Genomic DNA, 21,472 nt, shown 5'->3' with positions numbered 1-21,472 from the left:
GAGGAGAGAAAACGGCGAAGGGGCTCCGCTGGGGGAGCCCCGGCTCAGCTGGCGATGCCGGCTGCTAGCAAAGTGCAATCAGGGGGTGGGGGCCTGCCGGGTGCTTCCGTGCTCGCCAAACCGGGCCATATAGGCCTGGGGCTCGCCGGTCTTGAAGGCGTTGGCAAATTCCTGCACGCTGTCTTCGATGGCCTGGTCGAGCGATTGCTTTTCCCAGGCGCGCAGCATGCGTTTTTGCTGGCGCAGCGCCTGCGGGCCGTAGCCAGCCAGTTGGTTGGCCATGTGCTCCACCTCGCCGTCGAGTCGCTGGGGCGGCACCACCTGGTCGAGCAGGCCCCACTGCAGCGCCTGCGCGGCATCAATGTTGTCGCCGGTCAGCAGCAGCCACTGCGTGCGCGCCGCGCCAATCAGCCGGGGCAGCATCGCGGCATGGATCACCGAGGGGATGCCGACCTGGACCTCGGGCATGCCGCACTGCACGCGGTTGCTGGCAATGCGGATATCGCAGGCGCAGGCCAGCTCCAGCCCGCCGCCCAGCGTCCAGCCCGGCAGGCGGGCAATCACCGGCGTGGGGAACTGGCGCGCGGCTTCGCAGACGCGGCGCAGCCGGGTGATGAAGGCAGCGGCATTGTCGGGCGTAAGCGCGCGCATTTCCTTGATATCAGCGCCCGCGACAAAGGCCTTGTCGCCGGTGCCGCGCAGCACCAGCACGCGGATGCGGCTGTCCTGCGCCAGCGTATCGAATGCCTGGGCCAGCGCTTCGAGCACCGGTGACGACAGGATATTGAGGCTGCCGGCATGGCGAATCGTCAAGGTGGCGACGCCGTTGTCTTGCAAGGCAGCGTGGGCATGGTGCAGGTCGATCAAAAGCATCTGGCCATTGTGAAGATGCCACAGGGTGGGGCCGGTCCCCACAGAGACAAAACACGGTGACAGCCCGAGAAATAGCCCTACAGTGCTATGATTTCAAAGGAGAATTTACATGTTGAAACTATTACATGTACACATCACATGTAATGGCTGTTATTGTCATCCCATGGACCCAAAAACATCTGCCCACTACCAGCGACTGCACCGCCAACGGCTGCGGGAGCAGGGTTTGGTGAAAAAAGAGGTCTGGGTACTTCCAGAGTACAGCGCGGCCCTGCACCTGCTGGAAAAGCAGATGCGCCAGCCGCAGGCACAACCGGGTTCATTGACCATCTACCGACAGGAGGGGAGCATGGAAAGCAGCAAGCACCATTACCGCAGCATTCAGGCGCTGGCCGACGAGCTGGGCGCATCGGCGCTGGCCCGCGAGGGCAAGTTGCAGATAGAGCTACTGGAGGGGGCCGAGACCAGTGTGCTGGTCACCCTGTCCGATTTTGGCGATCTGCCCGTGCATGTGGCCCTGTCGGGTGAGCAATTGGTGGTCGAGGCCTTTTTGTGGCCCGCCAACCAGGTGCGCGATGGCGCCGGCCTCAATGCACAGATCCTGCGCCTGCAAAAGCTGTTCCCGTTCACGACGATGGCGCTGGAGCCGCTGACCCGGGGCGGTGAGGGCTATGTGATGTTTGCCGCCATGCGCGCCAACAGCAGCACGGACGACATCCTGGCCGAGATCCTGATCCTGGCCGACAGCGTGATCCAGGCCACCGAGGCGCTGGCCCCCTATCTGACCCTGGCGCAGGTCTGAGCGCAGCCCGTCCCCGACCCCACAGTACAAGGAGAGCATCATGACCGTATGGAACAAGCTGGTGACTGCGCTGCGCGGCGCCGCGCACGAGGCGGGTGAAGCCGTCACCGACAGCCAGGCGCTGCGCATCCTGGACCAGGAAATCCGCGATGCCGACAATGACCTGAACAGCTCCAAGGAAGCGCTGGCCGAGATCATGGCCAAGCAAAAGCTGTCCGCCGGCAAGCTGCAGACCACGCAAGCCAAGATTGCCGAGTACGAAGGCTATGCGATGAAGGCGCTGGAAACCCAGGACGAGGCGCTGGCACTGGAAGTCGCCGGCAAGGTCGCCCTGCTCGAAACCCAGCGTGACGAAGAAGAAGCCCAGCTGGGCGCCTTCACCCAGAGCGTGGAGCAGCTGCGCGGCGCAATCCAGACCGCGCAGTCCAATATCAAGCGGCTCAAGCAGCAGGCCGACACCGTCAAGGCCACCGAGAGCGTGCAGCGCGCCCAGGCCACGGTGGCGGGCCGCTACACCGGCTCGCAGTCGCGCGTGCAGACGGCGCTCGATTCGCTCGAACGCATCAAGCAAAAGCAGGCCGAGCGCGGCGCCCGCATGGAGAGCGCGGCCGAGCTGGCGCACAGCAGCAGCGAAGACGCGCTCGACGCCAAGCTGCGTGCCGCCGGCATCACCGCCGCTGCCGGCAATGCGCAGTCGGTGCTCGAGCGCCTCAAGGCGCAGCGCGCCGGCTCCAAAGAGGGCTGATCGCGCCCGGGGCCCTGGCTGGCCCGACCAGACACACAACAAGTGAGGAGCCGGCGCCACGCCCGCTACCGCACACCGAGAAGAGGGACTGCCATGTCGACCTTTCTGCACTATGCGCTGGGCTTTCCGACCTTCATCTTCGGCGCATTGCTGCTGTGCATGCTGCTGTACTGGCTGATCGCCCTGGTCGGCCTGGTGGAGACCGATTCGCTGGACCAATGGCTGCTGTTCGATGGCAGCGACCATGCCCATGGCGTGGAGCATTCGGTCAGCGCGCTCGCCGGTCTGCTGCTCAAGGTCGGGCTGGGCGGTATTCCGGCCACTGTCATCCTGACGGTGTTGCTGCTGCTGTCCTGGCTGGCCTCCTATGTGCTGTGCCACCTGGTGCCGATGCCCGAGGGCTGGACCCTGGTCAACTTGATCACTGGCAGCGCGCTGGCGCTGGCCGCCCTGGTGCTGGGCTTTGCCGCCACCGTCGTGGTGCTGCGGCCGCTGCGCGGCCTGGTGGCGCGCATTGCGCCGCCGGAGACCCCGCAGGTGCTGCTGGGCCGCACAGGCCTGGTGCGCAGCGGCGTCGTCAACGGCACACAGGGTTACGGCAGCGTCGATGACGGCGGCGGCGGGCTCAATGTGCAGATGCGCTCACCCGAGCGCGATCTGCCGCGCGGCACCGAGATCGTGCTGATCGAGCACCTGCCGGCGCACAACGCCTGGCGTGTGGTCAGCAAGGCCGAGTTCGACGGCAGCGAGATACCGGGTTTGCACCCACCTGTTTGATAGGGGCGGGCCGCCCGCGCCAGTGCGGCGGGCCCGCATCGCATTTTTTTAGAAATTGATACTGATAGGGAGCTACGCATGAATTGGGGAAATCTGGAGTGGTACATCGTCGCGGGGGTGGTGATCGGCACGGTCTTCATCGTCATCCTGGGCCTGTTTGCGCTGGTCAAGGCCTTCTACATCAAGGTGCCCCAGGGTACGGCCTTGATCATCAATGACACGACCTCGCAGCCCAAGGTGAAGTTCACTGGCGGCATGGTGCTGCCGGTGATCCACAAGAAGGAGTTCATGCGCATCTCGCTGATCACCTTGGAGATTGACCGCCGTGGCAAGGAGGGCCTGATCTGCCGCGACAACATGCGGGCCGATATCACCGTGGCCTTCTACCTGCGCGTCAACGAGACCGCTGCCGACGTGCTCAAGGTGGCCAAGGCCATCGGTGTGGAGCGTGCATCGGAGAAGGGCGCCGTCAATGAGCTGTTCAATGCCAAGTTCTCTGAGGCCTTGAAGACCGTGGGCAAGCAGATCGACTTTGTCAAACTGTTCGAGAACCGCCAGGATTTCCGCGACCAGATCATCCATGTGATCGGCAATGACCTCAACGGCTATGTGCTCGAAGACGTGGCCATCGACTACCTGGAGCAGACCTCCAAGGCCTCGCTGGACCCGAACAACATCCTGGACGCCGAAGGGATTCGCAAGATCACCGAGCTGACGGCCAACCAGAACATCGTCACCAACGAGCTCGAGCGCAATGCCGAGCTGGCCGTGACCAAGAAGAACGTCGAGACCAAGGAAGCGATGCTGGCGCTCGAGCGCCAGCAGGCCGATGCCGAGGCGCGCCAGAAGCGCGAGATCGCCACCATCCAGGCGCGCGAGCAGGCCGAGACCCAGAAGGTGCAGGAAGAAGAGCGCTTGAAAGCCGAGCAGGCCCGCATCCAGACGCAGGAGCAGCTCGACATCCGCGAAGAAAACCGCCAGCGCGAAGTCGCAGTGGCCCAGCAGAACCGCGAGCGCGCGGTGGTGATCGAGATTGAAAAGGTCACCCGCGCCAAGGACCTGGAAGTGGTCTCGCGCCAGCGCGAAGTGGAGCTGCAGCGCATCGAGAAGGAAAAGGCCATCGAGGTCGAGAAGGCCAATATCGCCAATGTCATCCGCGAGCGCGTGGTGGTCGAAAAGGGCGTGGCCCAGGAAGAGGAGCGCATCAAGGAAGTGCGTGTGGTGTCCGAGGCCGAGCGCATGAAGCAGGTCACCGTGCTGACCGCCCAGGCCCAGGCCGAAGAAGACATGGTGCGCCAGGTCAAGAAGGCCGAGGCCGACGAGTCGGCATCGCGCCACAAGGCTGTTGAGGTGACCACCTTGGCCCAGGCCGAGCTGGAAGCGGCGGGCAAGACCGCTGAAGCCAAGAAGAAGATGGCCGAGGCCATCGAGGTCGAGCGCGCAGCGCCGGGCCTGGCCGACGCCAAGGTGCGCGAAGTGACGGCAGCGGCCATCGAGCGCGAAGGCCTGGTGCAGGCCAAGATCATTGCCGAAAAGCTGATCGCCCAGGCGCGCGGCGAAGAGGAAAAGGGCCTGGCCGAAGTGCGCGTGATCGAGGCGCAGGCCGATGCCAACGAAAAGCTCGGCCTGGCCGATGCCAAGGTGCTGGAAGAGCGCCTGATGGCGCAGGCCCGTGGTGAAGCCCAGGTGGGCAACACCAAGGCGGTGGTGACCCGCGATGTGGGCCAGTCCGAAGCCGATGTGCTGCGCGACAAGCTGTTTGCCGAGGCCAAGGGTCTGACCGAGAAGTTCACGGCGCTCGCGTCGCTGTCCGACCAGGCCCGCTCGCACGAAGAGTTCCGCATGCAGCTGGAGAAGAACTTCGAGCAGGCGCTGGCTGCGATCGAGGCGAACAAGACCGTGGCGCAGGAGCAGGCCGAGGTGCTGTCGGCTGCGCTGTCCAAGGCCAATATCGACATCGTCGGCGGCGGTGGCGACTTCTTCAACAACTTTGCCAAGGCGCTGTCGGTGGGCAAGGCGGTCGAAGGTGTCTCGGCCAAGAGCCCCATCGTGCAGGAGCTGCTGCAAAAGTTCATCGGCGGCAAGGGCCTGCCCACGGATGCGCTGAGCAACCTGCTGGGCGGCGGCCAGGACAAGAAGAGCCTGCCGCCATCGGCGTCCGAGTCCTGAGTCCAGGCCTTGGCCTAGCCCGCCTGGCCCGGCGGCGCCCTGCGCGCCGCTGGGCGGGCCACTCCCATCGCAGGCCCCAGCCCCCGTGCTGGCCGGCCCTGCCCCACCGCATTCTCTGCCGCTCTAGCCATGTCCACTATCCCCACCAACGACCCACCGGACCGTTCTGCCGTTGACGACGCCGTCGCCAGCGGCGGCTCCTATGAAGTGCTGGCCAAGCGGCTCGATGCCCAGGGCCAGGCGCTGGAGACGCTGGCGCGCGAACTCAATGAAGCCCGGCTGGAAGAGTTTGGCCGCAGCCAGATGGAGGTCATCGCCCGCATGCGGGTGCGCACCGAAAACAACTGCCTGGGCCGCGATATCGCCCAGGTCGGCGGCTTTTTGCTGTTTGGCTACAACGTGTTCATGGGCCTCAAGCAGGAGACGCGCATCGAGGATGTGTTTGCGCTCTACCGCCTGCACGAGGGCGAGCAGGGCTACGAAGTCACGCCGGTCGAGCTCAAGGACAGCTTCCTGGGCATCCAGAGCTTTGTGCAGGATTTCCAGGAGCTCTACGCCTACTACAAGCACACCAAGCTGATGCAGCTGGCGGTGCGCGATGGCAAGCTGCTGGCCAGTTTTCAGATCGGCGAGCGCCTGGGCGATGTGCGGGTGTTCCGCTGGTCGGTCTCGCCCGATGGCCAGCAGATCCGCTACATCGACAACCGGGGCGAGCGCGATATCGAGCTGCCCGCCCCGCATGATTTTGAATGGCAGCGCGCCGGCCGCGAGCACCTGGTGCAGGGCCGCCATCCGCACATCAATATCTTGGACAAGGTGTTTGTCGAGACGCTCGATGGTGACCTGACGATCAAGGTCGAGAACAACACCAATGACGGCCTGGGCATCTACCGCGAGCCGGTGCAGGAGAAGAACCAGTCGCTCGATGACGCAGTGTTTGAATACGCGGCCGTCGGCAGCCTGGTGCTGCTCAAGATCCTGCCCTACCGCGAGGACCAGTGGCGCTACCTGGTCTACAACACCTTGTCGCGCCAGGTGCTGCGCATGGATGCGATTGGCGCGGCCTGCATCCAGCTGCCGCAGGACCACGGCATCATCTTCCCCGGCGGCTACTACCTGCAAAACGGCGAACACCGCGCCTTCGAGCAGAACATGCAGGGCATGCGCTACCGCCGCAGCATCCGCTCGCCCAATGGCGAGGATGTGCTCTATGTGTTCTACGAGCCCGAGAGCGGGCGCATGGCGCTGTTCAAGTACAACCTGATCGAGCGGGCGCTGCAGCCGCCCCTCATCGGCCACGGCTATGCGCGCATGGACGATGGCCGCATCGTCATCTTTGCTGCCGAGAGCAACGAGGCCTCGCGCGTGCACCCGATGCAGCTGTGGCGCACGCCCTTTGCGTCGGACGACTATGCCGCGCGACAGCCGCAAAAGGAAAGCGTGCTGGGCCGCATCGGCAATGCCGAGCTGGTCAGCGGCATTTCCGACCTGTACAGCGTGCGCAAGGAGATCGCCGCCACCGAGGTCTCGCTGCCGCGCTATGAGCGGCTGATCGACACGGCGCGGCGCCTCTTTGAGCGCTACCACTGGCTCAGCAGCGCGGGCATGCAGGCGCTGCACGAGAACCTTTTGGGCATCGTCGCCACCGGCGACGCGGTGCTCGACGAGTACGAAAAGGTCGAGAGCATCCGCCAGGCCTCGGCCAAGGCCATGGGCGAGGTCAGCAGCCGCCATGCGCAGCTGCTCAAGCAGATTCGCCTGTCCGACGGCGACAGCATCGATGCCTATGTGGGGGCGCTGACCGACCTGGCGGCCCTGCGCGGCCAGCTGCTGGCCACGCGCGAGCTGCGCTATGTCGATGCCGCAGCGATCGAGGCGATGGTGCAGACGGCCGACGAGGCCCAGGCCGAAGTCTCGCAGCGCACGGCCGGCTTTATTGCCACCGACGCCGCCATGCAGCCCTATGTGGAGCAGCTGCAGGCGCTGGACCAGCAGGCCCAGGCAGCGACCACGGTGGTGCAGCTGGCCGAGCCGCTGGCGCAGATGGCCCAGATGTCGGCCGCGCTCGATCTGCTGTCCGAGCTGATGGGCAGCCTCAAGATCGACGACGCCACCCAGCGCACGGCGGTGGTGGACCGCATCTCGTCCATCTATGCGCGCTTGAACCAGGTGCGCGCACGCGCCGAGCAGCGCAAATCCGGCCTGGGCAGCGCCGAGAACCTGGCCCAGTTTGCCGCGCAGCTGGCGTTGTTCTCGCAGAGCATCGTCAGCGGCCTGAACCTGGCCCAGACGCCCGAGAAATGCGATGAGCAACTGGCGCGCCTCTTGGTACAGCTCGAAGACATCGAGAGCCAGTTTGGCGAGCATGCGCAGTTTCTCTCGGACATCATCGCCAAGCGCGAAGAGGTGCTGGAGACCTTCGAGGCGCGCAAGCAGTCCTTGCAGGACGAGCGCCAGCGCCGCGCTCAGGGCGTGCTCGATGCCGCGCTGCGCATTGTGCAAGGCCTGCCCAAGCGCACCGAAAAGATCGCCAGCCCTGAGGCGCTGCATGCCTTTTTTGCCGGCGATCCGCTGATTGCCAAGCTCAAGGAACTGGCCGGGCGCCTGCGCGGCGAGCTGCAGGACCCCGTCAAGGCCGATGACATCGACGGCCGCATCAAGACGCTGCGCGACCAGGCCTTCCGCGCGCTGCAGGACCGCAATGATTTGTACGAGGGCGATGGCAAGCTGATCCGCCTGGGCCGCCACCGCTTCTCGGTGGGCAACCAGGACCTGGACCTGACCTTGCTGCCGCGCGACGGCCAGCTCTACCTGCACCTGGTGGGCACCGAGTACTTCGAGCTGGTGGACAACGCCGAGCTGGCCGGCCTGCAGGCCTACTGGGATGCCTCGTCGCCGGCCGAATCGGCCGAGATGTACCGGGGCGAGTACCTGGCGCTGGAGGTGGTGCAGGCCGTGCGCGCCGGGCGCGAAGGCTGGAGCCAGGACCGCCTGCGCCAGCTGCTGCCCGATGCGGAGGCGCTGACCCAGGCGATTCGCGAATTTTCTGCGCCGCGCTACCGCGACGGCTATGAGCGCGGCATCCACGACCATGATGCGGCCGTCATCTTGCAGGCGCTGGTGCCGCTGGCCGATGGCGCCGGTGTGCTGCGCCATGCGCCGCAGGCACGCAGCCTGGCGCTCTTGTTCTGGAGCCAGCAGGCCCATATCCAGCAGCCCCAGCTGGCCAGCAGCATTGCGCGCTGGCCCGAGCGCGCGCAGCAGGCCCAGGCCATGCAGCAGCTGCTGGGCAGCGAGACCGAGCGCCTGGCGCTGCAGACCGACATCATGGCCCAGCTGCGCGCCTTTGCGCAGGACCAGGGCCTGCTCGATGCACTGCTGCGCGCCGACCCGGCCAGCCCCTTGCTGGCAGCGGCCGCAATCGATGCGGGAGAGTGGGACAGCGAGGCCGACAACCTGCTGCGCGCCGCTGCCGATTACCTGCAGGCCGAGCTGGCGCACAAGGCGCTGCGCTTGCATTTCTCGGGCGCCAGCCAGGCGGTGGTGGCCGCGCTGCAGCAGGCGCTCAAGGCCGGCCCCAAGGAAGGCCTGCACTGGGCCGATCTGCAGCGCTACTGGGCGGGCGGCGAGGCCGGCCAGGCCAGCCGCGAGCGCGGCGCCGCGCCGCTGGCCCAGCGCTGGCGCAGCGCGCTGCACTGGCTGCAGACGGTGGCCCAGGCCGCCCCCGAGGCCGAGCGTGCCGCCTGGCTGCCTTACTGCAGCGAAGCGGCCGCCTGGCTGGTCTGCCAGAGCGAGCTACCGCACCAGGTCAGCAATGTGGATCTGCGCTGCGAGGTGCTGGGCCTGCTGGGCCAGCATGGCCGGGTGGATGCGGGCCGCATGCAGATTCAGCTCGACGAGCTGACCACGCGTGCGGCGCGCCACTACCGCCGCTACCTGCCGCAGTGGGAGCGCTACCAGGCGCTGCGCCAGCAGCTGCTGGGCGAGTACCGCGCGCGCTTCCGGCTCGAGGAGTTCAAGGCCCGGCCGCTGTCGTCCTTTGTGCGCAACCGCTTGATCAACGAGATCTACCTGCCGGTGATTGGCGACAACCTGGCCAAGCAGATCGGCGTCGTGGGCGAGAACAAGCGCACGGACCAGATGGGCCTGCTGATGATGATCTCGCCGCCTGGCTACGGCAAGACCACGTTGATGGAGTACGTGGCCAACCGGCTGGGCCTCATCTTCATGAAGATCAACGGCCCGGCGCTGGGCCATTCGGTGCGCTCGCTCGACCCGGCGCAGGCGCCCGATGCGACGGCGGCCAAGGAGCTCGAAAAGCTCAACCTGGCGCTGGAGATGGCCAACAACGTGATGCTGTACATCGACGATATCCAGCACACGCATCCCGAGTTTCTGCAGAAGTTCATCTCGCTGTCCGATGGCACGCGCCGCATCGAAGGCGTGTGGAGGGGCCAGACCAAGACCCATGACATGCGCGGCAAGCGCTTTTGCGTGGTCATGTCGGGCAACCCCTATACCGAATCGGGCGAGGTGTTCAAGATCCCCGACATGCTGGCCAACCGCGCCGATATCTACAACCTGGGCGATGTGCTGGGCGGCATGGACGAGGTCTTCAAGCTCAGCTATATCGAGAACAGCATGACCTCGAACGCGGTGCTCGCGCCGATGGCCACGCGCAGCCTGCAGGACCTGTACCTGCTGCTCGACCGGGTGCAGGGCAAGGAGGTGTCGGCCAATGCGCTGTCGCACGACTATGCGGCCGCCGAGCTGCGCGAGATGGAGGCGGTGCTCCAGCGCATGCTGCAGGTGCGCGAGCTGGTGTTCAAGGTGAACCAGCAGTACATCCACAGCGCCGCGCAGGACGACAGCTACCGCACCGAGCCGCCGTTCAAGCTGCAGGGCAGCTACCGCAACATGAACAAGCTCGCCGAGAAGATCACCCCGGTGATGAACGACGCCGAGATGGCGCAGATGCTGAGCGACCATTACCAGGGCGAGGCGCAGATGCTGACCGGTGGCGCCGAGGAGAACCTGCTCAAGCTCGCCGAGCTGCGCGGTAGCGCCGATGCGCAGGGCCAGGCGCGCTGGGCCGAGATCAAGGCCCAGTTCCAGCGCCAGCAGGCCGCTGGCGGCGCCAATGCCGATGCCGCCACCCGCGTGACCACCCAGCTGGTCGACCTGGTCGCCGCCACCCGTGCCATGGCCCAGGCCCAGCAGGCCCGCCACCAGGGCGACAGCGCCGCGCAAGAGGGCCTGCAGCGCATGCTGGCCCAATGGGGCCAGGCGCAAACGGCCGTGGGCCAGTCGCTCGACGGCATCCGCCAGGCGGTGCTGGACAGCGCGCCGGCGCCCCAGCCCGCGCGCCAGGCCGACGCGCCGCCGCTGGACCTGGCCGTGCAGCAGCTGGGCCAGCTGGTGCTGCAGTCGCTGCAGCCGGTGGTCGAGCACCTGGATCAGAGCCGGCGCCAGCAGCTGGGGCTGCACCGCGTGCTGATGCAGGTCGCCACCCGCATGCAAGAGCAGATCGACCAGCAGCGCGCCGGCCGCCAGCCGCTGCAGCCCACCTTGCAGGCCGACGATATCGACAAGGCCTTTGACCGCATGCAGGACCGCCGGCCACCGCGCTGAGCATCCCGGCGTCCCTGGCAGTTGCAGCTGCCAGGGACGTTGAAAGCATTGTTATCAGGTGCAAGCAGCGCCCTTGTCCTAGGTTCGGGCTCTCTCACCTGCCGATACACTGTGCCGATGCGCGCCTCCCCTCACTTTTCCTCTGCCCGCCAGGGCCTGCCACGCTGGTGGCTGCCGGCCCTGTGGCTGCTGCTGTGCGCCTGCTTGCTGCCATCGGCAGCGACGGCACAGTCGCTGACCTCGCTGGCGGGCCTGGGCGGCAGTTCATCGAGCAGCAGCAGCGATGAAGAGCGCGCCATCCAGGCGCAGCGCGAAGCCACGGCCACGGCCACGGCCGAGCAGGAGGCCGATGCGCTGACCCAGTCGCTCGAGCGCCTGCGCAGCCGCGTGCAGACACCCGCTGGTGCGCCCCCCGCACCACTGAGTGACCAGGAGCTGGGGCAGATACAGGCGCGCTGGGAAGAACGCGTGCCCGCCAATGCCAGCCAGGAAGTGCTGGAAAAGCTGCTCACCGACGAGCGCGAAGCGATTGCCGCGCTCAAGGCCGGCATCGAGAAATCGGCGGCCGAACAGGCCAACCTGGTGGCCCAGCCCGGCAATGGCCGCAGCGACCTGGCCAGCCTGCAGCAGCGCGTGCAGGAGACAGCGACGCCGGTGACGGCCGAGCCGGGAGAATCGAAGGCGCTGACCCAGGCGCGCCAGCAGCGCCGCAGCGCCGAACACCGCCGCGCCACGCAGGAGCTGGCGCTGCGCCAGGAAGAGCAGTCGACCATCGAGACCCGCCAGCGCCTGCTCGATGTGCAGCTGCAGACCCAGCGCCGCGAGCTGCTCGAGCGCACGCCGCGCGTGGCCTGGCTGAACCAGCGCATTGCCGACCGCGCCCGCCAGCAACTCGAGCAACAGGTGCAGCAAACGCAGGCCGCCGAGAACGACACGGCCGAGGCCTCAGCTGCCGTGCGCGAGCTGGCGCAGCAAAATAGCGCGCTGGCTGCCCAGATCCTGGCGCACAACGACCGCCTGGTCAAAGAGCGCCAGGACCTGGCGAGCGACGAATACCGCCAAAGCCAGCTGGCCTCGGCCTTGCGCGACACGCAGGCGCGCCTGCGCCTGGGCGGCAGCGCATCGGTGGGCCAGTGGCTGTGGAAGCAGCGCGTGGCGCTGCCCACCGTCAACACCATCCAGTCGCGCCGCAAGGCGACCTTGCGGCAGCTGGCCGAGCTGCGGCTGGCGCTGTTCAATGCCAGCGAGCGGCGCTTCAGCCTCAACGGCACGGCCACGGGTGGCGGCAACTCGGGCATGACCACGCGCGGCAGCAGCCAAAGCACGGCCTTGTGGACCAAGCAGGCCGCGCTGATTGACCAGCTCCAGCCCTTGCTGCTGCGGCGTATCGCGGTGCTGGAGCAGACCGATGCCGCGCTGCAATCGACCTTGAACAGCGGCAACGCGCTGCGCCAGGTGATGGACAAGGAGCTGCTGTGGTTCCCCAGCCATCTGGCAATGGGCGGCGCCTGGCTGGACGAATGGCGCTCGGTGCTGCGCAGCTCGGACGGCGCCGCACTGGAGCAGGGCGCCAGCGCCTCGCCCTGGAACACCGCGCGGGCGCTGGGCGCGAGCATGCTGCGCAATCTCTGGATCTATGCCGGCATCTTTGCCGGCGTGCTGCTGCTGCTGGGCCTGCGCCGCTATGCCTTGCAAAAGCTGCAGGCGATTGCCACGCAGGTCGACAACTTCTCGCAGGACCACTTTGGCCTGACCTTGATGGCGCTGGGCTGGAGCCTGCTGTATGCACTGCCCTGGAGCTTTGCCACGGCCGCGCTGGGCACCCTGCTGCAATCGACGGCAGCGCCGGTGGCGCTCGAGCCGCTGGGCCAGGCGCTCGAGCAGCTGAGTGCCTTTGTCTTTGTCGTGACCCTGCTCAACGTGCTGTTCCGCCCCTGCGGGCTGGCGGTGGCGCATTTTGGCTGGCCGCGTGAGCGCGTGCAGGTGCTGCGCCAGATGGTGCTGCGCGCCACCTGGCTGATCGTGCCCATCGATCTGCTGGGCGGTCTGGCCTTCTTCAGCCACGATGATTCGGCGATCAGCACCTGGGGCCGCATGTGCCTGCTGGTGCTGACCCTGGGCCTGGGCTGGATGGCCTTGCGCTACCTGCGCCAAAGCCTGCGCAAGCAGCGCCCGGGCCTGCGCTGGAGCCAGGTGGTGAGCGTGGCCGTGCTGCTGGTGCTGGCCGTGACCCTGGTGGGCATTGGGCTGGGCTATGTCTACACCGCCACCGAAGTGATCCAGGCGCTGCTGAGCAGCTTTGTGTTTCTTGCAGCGGCCGAGGTGCTGGTCAGCCTGCTGCGGCGCTGGCTGCTGCTGGGCGAGCGCCGCCTGGCGCTCAACCGCCTGCGCGCCGCGGCCTTGCAGCGCCAGGCGGCCAATGCGGCAGCGGCGGCCGATGCCGCCACTGGTGGCGGAACTGCCCCCACGGCCAACAACAATGCCGCCGATGAGCAAAGCCAGATGGCGCTGGTCACCGTCAGCACGCAGGCGCACCGCCTACTGGGCCTGCTGCAGCGGGTGCTGGTGGCGCTGAGCCTGGTGTACGCCTGGTCGCCGGTGCTGCCGGCGCTGCTGCGCTTTGAGGGCGTGGTGCTGTGGTACACCACCAATACCGAGGCCAGCGGCATTGCCCGCCCCGCGCCGGTGAGCCTGATGGACCTGCTGGTGGGCGCGCTGATCCTGCTGATGACCTTCAGCCTGACGCGCAACCTGCCCGGCCTGGTCGAGGTGGTGTTCTCCAGCACGCGCCGGGTCAGCAGCTCGGACCGCTACACGATGGCGACCTTGGCGCGCTACGGCATCACGATTGCCGGCACGGTCAGCGCGCTGTCCTTGCTGGGCCTGCGCTGGAGCCAGCTGCAGTGGATGGCCGCCGCGCTGACCGTGGGTCTGGGTTTTGGCCTGCAGGAGATCTTTGCCAACTTTGTCTCGGGCCTGATCCTGCTGGTCGAGCGGCCCTTCCGGGTCGGCGATGTGATCACCATCAACCAGCACACCGGCACCGTCACGCGCATCCGCACGCGCGCGACCACGGTGCTGGATTTCGACAACCAGGAAATCGTCATCCCGAACAAGACCTTCATCACCGGCCAGGTGACGAACTGGACCTTGAGCGACGATGTGACGCGCCTGATCATCGATGTCTCGGTCGCGCACGGCAGCGATCCGGCCGAGGTGCAGCGCATGCTGCTGGCGATTGCGGCCGAGCACCCCAAGGTGCTGCGCGAGCCCGAGGCCAACTGCTGGTTCATGGCGCTCGAAGGCCAGGGCCAGAAGTTCGAGCTGCGCGTCTATGTGGGTGCGGTGGACGACCGCCTGCCGGTGCGCAACGACCTCAACCGCAGCATCAACGCGCGCCTGAAGGCGGCCGGCATTGCGGTGGCCTTCCCGCAGATGGACATCCATGTGCGCGATCTGCCGCCAGCCGCTGCTGCAGCGCAGGAGACGCAGGGCGCTTAAGGCGTTTGGGAGGCTGCCTGCACCAGCGCCACAAAGCGCTTGGCGGCCAGGCCCATCGGGTGCTCCTTGGACCAGACCACATCCACATAGAGCTGGGCGCCATTGCTGAGGTTGGCAAACTCCATCGCCACCAGCGCGCCCGATTGCAGCAGCGGCGCCACCAGCGGCTGGGGCAGCCAGCCCCAGCCAATGCCGGCGCTGACCATCTGCAGGGCGGCCACATGGTTGTCGGTACGCCAGACATCGCGGGCATAGACCAGGCGCTCATGGTCCAGCGACCAGTCGCGGCTGGCAACGATGATCTGGCGCGTATTGGTCAGGTGGTGCTCGCGCAGCTGGGGCCGGGCGGCCTCACCGGGCGCAGGAGCCTGGCCCAGCGCCTGCATCAGCGGGTGGCTGGGGGCGATGACCGCCAGCAAGGTCTCGGTCGCCACTTCCTGGAAACCCTCGCGGCCGTCAAGGCTCGGCCGCTCAAACACCAGCGCCAGCTGCGCGCGGCCGCTGTGCAGCATGGTCAGCGCATCGGCCTGGGGGGCCGTGAGCACCTCGACGGCCAGCTGCGGGTACTCCTGCGCCAAGGCGGCCAGCGGCGCAGCCCAGGGGGCTGAGAGCAGCTCCGGGGCCATCACCAGGCTCAGCCGCGACTCCAGCCCTTGCTCCAGCGCCAGCGCATGGGCGTTGAGCTGCTGCAGCTGCGCGGCCAGCAGGCGCGCCTGTGGTTCCAGCGCCAATGCGGCGGGCAGCGGCCGGGGCTCGCGCCCTTCGCGCGCGAACAGCGGCATCTGCAGCTCGGCTTCGAGCTGGGCGATCTGCATGCTGACGGCCGAGGGCACCTTGCCCAGCGCCCGGGCTGCGGCCGAGAAGCTGCCATGGTCAAGCACGGCCAGCAGGGTCTGGATGGTGTCCGAGTCAAAGGGGGCGAAGGCACTGCGCATTGATGTATCAATTTTTCTGAAAGATTCTGACTTATGTTATCAGTTCATGACACATAAGATAGCGCCCTATGTCAGTTCAAAAAATACACAACAGCCCTTGGTCTCTGCAGGGGCCCATGCGGCGCGTGGTCTATGTGGCCCTGTACGAGGCCATCGCCATCGTGGCCGCCACGGCAGGCCTGTCGGCCCTCTCGGGCCAGGGCGCGGCGCACTCCGGTGTCGTGGCCGCTGCCTCGTCGGCCATCGCGATTCTGTGGAATGTCGTCTGGAACCATTTGTTCGAGCGCTGGGAGGCCACCCAGCCCACCCGTGGGCGTGGCCTGGGCCGTCGCATTGCACATGCGCTGGGCATGGAAGGCGGTCTCGTCTTCATGCTCGTGCCGCTGTTTGCCTGGTGGTTCGAGGTCAGCCTCTGGGATGCGCTGGTGATGGACATCGGCCTGCTGCTGTTCTTCCTGGTCTACACCTTTGTGTTCAACTGGTCGTTCGACCGCCTGTTTGGCCTGCCGCAATCGGCACAGTAAGGGTCTGAAAAAGCAACGGGGCGCCGTGTTACCACTGGCGCCCCGTTGCTGTTAATGGCTGTGCTTTAGCGCAGCCAGGCAATCATCAGCTGCAGCACAAAGGCATTGATGATGTCGATAAAGAACGCGCCCACCAGTGGCACGATCAGGAAGGCCTTGTGCGAGGGCCCGTACTGGCTGGTGATGGCCTGCATGTTGGCCACAGCCGTGGGCGTGGCGCCCATGCCAAAGCCGCAGTGGCCGGCGGCCAGCACGGCGGCATCGTAGTTGCGGCCCATCGTGCGGAAGGTGATGAAAACGGCAAACAGCGCCAGCGCCACGGTCTGCACGGCCAGGATGAGCATCAGCGGCCCGGCCAGATCGGCCAGCTCCCAGAGCTTGAGTGACAGCAGCGCAATGGCCAGGTAGATCGACAGGCCGGCGTTGCCAAACACGTCGATGGCGCGGTCAAACACCTTGAAGCCAAAGCCGTAGTCCAGCACATTGCGGATCACCACGCCGCCGCCCAGCGCCCAGACAAAGGTGGGCAGCTGCAGCATCGTGCCCTGGGTGGCGCTGGTCATGAACTCGGCAAAGGCCAGGCAGCCGGCAAACAGCGCCAGGGTCTCGATGGCGGCCTCGGCAGTGATCAGGCGCGGGGCGGTATTGGGCGTCTCGAAATTGGCGACCTGGCTGCTGTCGTTGTTTTCGGTGTGTTCGCTTACTTCTTTCTCAGTTATTGTGCGTGGCTGGGCCAGCTGGTGGCGGGTAATCAGGCGCTTGGCCAGGGGGCCGCCCAAGAGGCCGCCGATGACCAGGCCAAAGGTGGCGCAGGCAATGCCCAGCGCGGTGGCGCCGCTCAGGCCGTATTGGTTCTCCAGCACCGAGCCCCAGGCGCCAGCGGTACCGTGGCCGCCCAGCAAGGTGATCGAGCCCGCGACCAGGCCAATGAGCGGGTCCAGCCCCAGCAGGGTGGCCAGGCCCACGCCGACACCGTTTTGCACAAAGATAAACGCGATGATCACGCCCAGAAACACCACCAGGCCCATGCCGCCCTCACGCAGCTTGGCAAAGTTGGCGCTCAGCCCGATCGACGAGAAGAACACCAGCATGAAGCTGGTCTGCATCGCGTTGGCAAAGGCGAGGGTCAGGCCGGTGGCCTGGTGCAGCGCAAAGATGATGGCTGCCACCACCAGGCCGCCGGAGACGGGCTCGGGGATATTGAAGTCGCGCAGAAAGCGGATATGCCGCGTCAGCCACTTGCCCAGCAAGAGCACGAGGACGGCAAAGATCAGGGTGTAGTAAGCACTGAAACTCAGATGCAAGGGAATTCTCCTCAAAGAGCAGGCCTGGACCTGTTTGAAAACAGAAAGCCGGTGTTGACTATGGGTTGGTGTTTTTTGCCGGCAAAGCGCTGCAATATGGGTGAATGCCGAAGCATCGTCTGATTGAATAGGGCTATAACCAACAACGGTGAGTGGTGTTTGCGGCTATGGACAAGTCCCCCTGCCTGTGCTCCAGCGGCCGGCCTGGCTTAAAATGCAGGGCCTTGTCCCAAGGAGCGCTGCAGCAGGCCGGTGGTACCCCATCGCAGGCCTGTCAGGCTTGGGGCAGGTCGACGGGCATGCACGGCATGGCCCGCATCAACGGCGCTCACCTGTTCTGTCTCTGTTTTCTGGTTTTCACAGGTGAGCCCCATGTCCGCGTCTGCTGCCCCCGTTTCTGTTCCTCCCATGCGCCTGTCGGGCCTGGAGCCCGTGTTTGTTGGCGAGGACAGCCTGTTTGTCAACGTGGGCGAACGCACCAATGTGACGGGCTCCAAGGCCTTTGCGCGCCTGATCCTGAATGAGCAGTACGAAGAGGCGCTGGCCGTTGCGCGCCAGCAGGTGGAAAACGGCGCCCAGGTGATCGATGTCAACATGGACGAGGCCATGCTCGACAGCAAGGCCGCGATGGTGCGTTTTCTGAACCTGATCGCCTCCGAGCCCGATATCGCCCGCGTGCCCATCATGGTCGACAGCTCCAAATGGGAGGTGATCGAGGCGGGCCTGCGCTGCATCCAGGGCAAGGGCATCGTCAACTCCATCTCGATGAAGGAGGGCGTGGACGAATTCAAGAAACACGCGCGCCTGGTCAAGCGCTATGGCGCCGCTGCCGTGGTCATGGCCTTTGACGAAAAAGGCCAGGCCGATACCTACGAGCGCAAGATCGAGATCTGCGAGCGCGCCTACCGCATCCTGGTCGACGAGGTCGGTTTCCCGCCCGAGGACATCATCTTCGACCCCAACATCTTTGCCGTGGCCACCGGCATCGAAGAGCACAACAACTACGGCGTGGACTTCATCGAGGCCACGCGCTGGATCAAGCAGAACCTGCCCGGCGCCAAGGTGAGCGGCGGCGTGTCCAACGTGTCGTTCTCGTTCCGCGGCAACGACCCGGTGCGTGAAGCGATCCACACCGTGTTCCTGTACCACGCGATCCAGGCGGGCATGGACATGGGCATCGTCAACGCCGGCATGGTCGGCGTCTATGACGACCTCGAGCCGGTGCTGCGCGAGCGCGTCGAAGACGTGGTGCTCAACCGCCGCCCCGACGCCGGCGAGCGCCTGGTCGAAGTGGCCGACAGCGCCAAGAGCGGTGCCAAGGACGACAGCAAGAAGCTGGAATGGCGCGGCACGCCCGACAGCCCCAAGACGGTGAATGAGCGCCTGTCGCATGCGCTGGTGCATGGCATCACCGACTTCATCACCGAAGACACCGAAGAGGCCTACCAGGCCATCGTGGTGCAAGGCGGCGGGCGCCCGCTGCATGTGATCGAAGGCCCGCTGATGGACGGCATGAACATCGTCGGCGACCTGTTTGGCGCCGGCAAGATGTTCCTGCCCCAGGTGGTCAAGTCGGCCCGCGTGATGAAGCAGGCCGTGGCCCACCTGGTGCCCTATATCGAAGAGGAAAAGCGCCAGCAGGAAGCGGCGGGCATCGATGTATCGAGCAAGGGCAAGATCGTCATCGCCACCGTCAAGGGCGATGTGCATGACATCGGCAAGAACATCGTCACCGTGGTGCTGCAGTGCAATAACTTCGAGGTCATCAACATGGGCGTGATGGTGCCCTGCCACGAGATCCTGGCGCGGGCCAAGGCCGAGGGCGCGGACATCATTGGCCTGTCGGGCCTGATCACGCCCAGCCTCGAAGAGATGCAGTATGTGGCCGGCGAGATGCACAAGGACGACTATTTCCGCATCAAGAAGATCCCGCTGCTGATTGGCGGCGCCACCTGCTCGCGCGTGCACACCGCCGTGAAGATCGCCCCCAAGTACGAAGGCCCCGTGCTTTACGTGCCCGATGCCTCGCGCAGCGTGAGCGTGGCCCAGAGCCTGCTGGGCGAGAACAAGGACCGCTACCTGCAGGAGGTGGAGGCCGACTACGACAAGGTGCGCACCCAGCACGCCAACAAGAAAAAGACCCCGCTGTGGACCCTGGCCCAGGCCCGCGCCAATGCCACCCCGGTGGACTTTGCCGCGCACCCGCCCGTCACGCCCCGCGTGCTGGGCCGCCGCGTGTTCAAGAACTTTGACCTGGCCGAGATCGCCCAGTACATCGACTGGGGCCCGTTCTTCCAGACCTGGGACCTGGCTGGTCCGTACCCTGCCATCCTGGACGATGAGGTCGTCGGTGTGGAGGCGCGCAAGGTGCTGGCCGATGCCCAGGCCATGCTCAAGAAGATCATCGAAGGCCGCTGGCTGCAGGCCAATGGCGTGATGGGCCTGTTCCCCGCCAACCGCGTGGGCGACGACATCGTGTTCTACACCGATGAGTCGCGCAGTACCGAGTTGCTGACCTGGTACGGCATGCGCCAGCAAACCGAGAAGCAGGCGGTGGACAACGTGATGCGCCCCAGCCGCTGCCTGGCCGACTTTGTCGCCCCCAAGGAATCGGGCATCGGCGATTACGCCGGACTGTTTGCCGTCACCGCCGGTATCGGTGCCGAGAAAAAGGACAAGGAATTTGAAGCCGCGCTGGACGACTACAGCGGCATCATGTTCAAGGCCCTGGCCGACCGCCTGGCCGAAGCCTTTGCCGAATGCCTGCACCTGCGCGTGCGCCAAGACCTGTGGGGCTATGCCGCCGATGAGCAGCTGAGCAACGAGGAACTCATCAAGGAAAAATACCAGGGCGTGCGCCCCGCCCCCGGCTACCCCGCCTGCCCGGACCACACCGCCAAGATCGACCTGTTCAAGGCGCTGGATGCCGCCGACATCGGCATGCACCTCACCGAGAGCCTGGCGATGTTCCCCGCCTCCAGCGTCAGCGGCTTCTACCTGGGCTACCCCGAAGCTGTCTACTTCAATGTCGGCGAAATCGGCGAAGACCAGCTGGCCGATATGGCCCAGCGCCGGGGCATGAACATCGAAGTGCTGCGCCGGGCGCTGGCGCCGAATTTGGCGTAAATACAAGCCATAGGCTGTAAAACGGAAATACAAACTAAGACTTGTATTTTCGGAATACAGCCTATGGGTTGTGGCCTCACAATAGCTGCTCCTGAGTTACTGTGAATGGGGAGTACGCATGGATGAATTCATCGTCCACACCAGCCGGCAACTACCGATATTTCTGAGCGCTTTTCGCAAGGCGGCGAAGCTCACCCAGGCAGATGTGGCCATGCGCATGGGGGTGACCCAGCAGACGGTCTCTGCGATGGAACGCAATCCCAAGGCGGTCAGCGCTGAACGCTTGATGAAACTCCTGAGCGTTCTGGGCGTCGACCTGGTACTGCGGTCACACCCGGAACCGCGCGACTATGCCGGCTCTGAACTCCGGTCACTGGATGATTGGTAAAGCGCGGTTGAGGAACTGCTCGGCGTCTATTCCAACCCTCAACCCGCCAAAACCGCCTCCAGATTCGCACGCAGCGCCGTAGCGCGCTCCGGCACCCTTGGCAGCGCCGATTGGGCGATCGATTGCGCCAGTGCAGCCTCACCCAACAGGACGGCGACCCGGGCCCAGATGAGCAGGTGGGCGGGGTGCATGTCCGTGTCCTGCGCCGCCAGCCGGGCGGCATCTAGAAACGATGCAGGGTAGTCGCTGGAGGGGGCAAAAAAGGCCTGCGACTGCCGCTGCCATTCCGACACCAGAAAGGCCACCGATTCGGCCGCATCCTGTGCGCTGGCGCCGTAGGCAAACTCGGCGTCTGTGGCGTTGCGAAAACCGGCGATGACCGAGCCGCGCCAGGCGCAGTCATGGTCGCGCATGGTTTGCGGCGCGGGCAGGGTGCCGCCGGCCACATCGCCCAGCGCCAACAGATGGGCGCCCAGGTTGACCTGGAACACCGCACTGCGCGGGCGGTGCTGGACCTCAACGACATGCACCACCCCACCGTCCAGCACCCGCCGGGCGATATCGCCCTGGCGGACAAAGCCTTCGGCCACAAGCTGCGGGAAGAACTGCGCGCGCAGTGCGCTGGTGGTGGTTTTGCGGTCCATGGCGGGTGGCTCTTGGGGGATGGGGCGGCAGGTGCAGACATCGGCTGTGCTGC

The 21,472-nt window shown here is 65.9% G+C and carries 13 protein-coding genes and 1 riboswitch; of the genes, 9 read left to right on the top strand and 4 right to left on the bottom strand.

Translation table 11 applies throughout. The annotated features are described in order from the left end of the window. Positions 1 to 78: 78 nt before the first annotated feature. On the bottom strand, positions 79 to 873 hold the full coding sequence (locus WH303_RS02725; protein WP_339516814.1) for an enoyl-CoA hydratase: 795 nt from the start codon (positions 871 to 873) through the stop codon (positions 79 to 81). A 349-nt stretch (positions 874 to 1,222) separates the two neighbouring features. Here WH303_RS02725 and WH303_RS02720 point away from each other — a divergent pair, with 349 nt between their 5' ends. The 6 genes from WH303_RS02720 to WH303_RS02695 all read left to right on the top strand — a co-directional run bounded on the left by WH303_RS02720 (position 1,223) and on the right by WH303_RS02695 (position 14,498). Beyond that, entirely contained in the window at positions 1,223 to 1,675 is a 453-nt protein-coding gene (locus WH303_RS02720) for a YjfI family protein (protein WP_239644952.1), read from the top strand. 40 nt (positions 1,676 to 1,715) lie between these two features. After that, positions 1,716 to 2,420, top strand: a complete 705-nt coding sequence (locus WH303_RS02715) for a PspA/IM30 family protein (RefSeq protein WP_312988081.1) — start codon at positions 1,716 to 1,718, stop codon at positions 2,418 to 2,420. Positions 2,421 to 2,513: 93 nt separating this feature from the next. After that, on the top strand, positions 2,514 to 3,197 hold the full coding sequence (locus WH303_RS02710; RefSeq protein ID WP_339516809.1) for a ubiquinone biosynthesis protein UbiH: 684 nt from the start codon (positions 2,514 to 2,516) through the stop codon (positions 3,195 to 3,197). A 78-nt stretch (positions 3,198 to 3,275) separates the two neighbouring features. Beyond that, the gene (locus WH303_RS02705; RefSeq protein ID WP_339516807.1) at positions 3,276 to 5,366 is read left to right on the top strand and encodes a flotillin family protein; all 2,091 of its coding nucleotides are present in this window, start codon (positions 3,276 to 3,278) and stop codon (positions 5,364 to 5,366) included. Between the two features lie 129 nt (positions 5,367 to 5,495). Next, on the top strand, positions 5,496 to 10,997 hold the full coding sequence (locus WH303_RS02700; protein ID WP_339516805.1) for a DNA repair ATPase: 5,502 nt from the start codon (positions 5,496 to 5,498) through the stop codon (positions 10,995 to 10,997). A 117-nt stretch (positions 10,998 to 11,114) separates the two neighbouring features. Beyond that, a complete protein-coding gene (locus WH303_RS02695) occupies positions 11,115 to 14,498 on the top strand; it encodes a mechanosensitive ion channel domain-containing protein (protein WP_339516803.1) in 3,384 nt (1,127 codons plus the stop codon). Here the strand turns inward: WH303_RS02695 and WH303_RS02690 are convergent. After that, positions 14,495 to 15,433: a LysR family transcriptional regulator gene (locus WH303_RS02690; protein ID WP_312988888.1), complete on the bottom strand. Its 939-nt coding sequence runs from the start codon at positions 15,431 to 15,433 to the stop codon at positions 14,495 to 14,497. The genes WH303_RS02695 and WH303_RS02690 overlap by 4 nt on opposite strands. Before the next feature lie 104 nt (positions 15,434 to 15,537). Here WH303_RS02690 and WH303_RS02685 point away from each other — a divergent pair, with 104 nt between their 5' ends. Next, complete coding sequence (locus WH303_RS02685) at positions 15,538 to 15,957, top strand: PACE efflux transporter (RefSeq protein WP_027010524.1); 420 nt, start codon at positions 15,538 to 15,540, stop codon at positions 15,955 to 15,957. A 65-nt stretch (positions 15,958 to 16,022) separates the two neighbouring features. Here WH303_RS02685 and gltS read toward each other — a convergent pair whose 3' ends face one another. Continuing rightward, positions 16,023 to 17,261, bottom strand: a complete 1,239-nt coding sequence (gene gltS, locus WH303_RS02680) for a sodium/glutamate symporter (RefSeq protein WP_339516801.1) — start codon at positions 17,259 to 17,261, stop codon at positions 16,023 to 16,025. 225 nt (positions 17,262 to 17,486) lie between these two features. Further along, positions 17,487 to 17,598, top strand: a riboswitch (S-adenosyl-L-homocysteine riboswitch). Between the two features lie 35 nt (positions 17,599 to 17,633). Here gltS and metH point away from each other — a divergent pair. Together metH and WH303_RS02670 are read left to right on the top strand one after the other, a co-directional pair. Then, entirely contained in the window at positions 17,634 to 20,387 is a 2,754-nt protein-coding gene (gene metH, locus WH303_RS02675) for a methionine synthase (protein ID WP_339516799.1), read from the top strand. A 118-nt stretch (positions 20,388 to 20,505) separates the two neighbouring features. Then, positions 20,506 to 20,775 (top strand): helix-turn-helix domain-containing protein, encoded by a 270-nt coding sequence (locus WH303_RS02670; protein ID WP_312988892.1) that lies wholly within the window; start codon positions 20,506 to 20,508, stop codon positions 20,773 to 20,775. A gap of 38 nt (positions 20,776 to 20,813) precedes the next feature. Here the strand turns inward: WH303_RS02670 and WH303_RS02665 are convergent, their stop codons facing one another. After that, positions 20,814 to 21,419: a DUF4304 domain-containing protein gene (locus WH303_RS02665; RefSeq protein ID WP_339516796.1), complete on the bottom strand. Its 606-nt coding sequence runs from the start codon at positions 21,417 to 21,419 to the stop codon at positions 20,814 to 20,816. Positions 21,420 to 21,472 lie beyond the last annotated feature (53 nt).

Source organism: Comamonas sp. MYb69, assembly GCF_037479315.1.
Lineage (GTDB): Bacteria > Pseudomonadota > Gammaproteobacteria > Burkholderiales > Burkholderiaceae_C > Comamonas.
The sequence above is the reverse complement of the archived record's forward strand: the minus strand, read 5'-3'. Positions and strand labels throughout refer to the sequence as shown.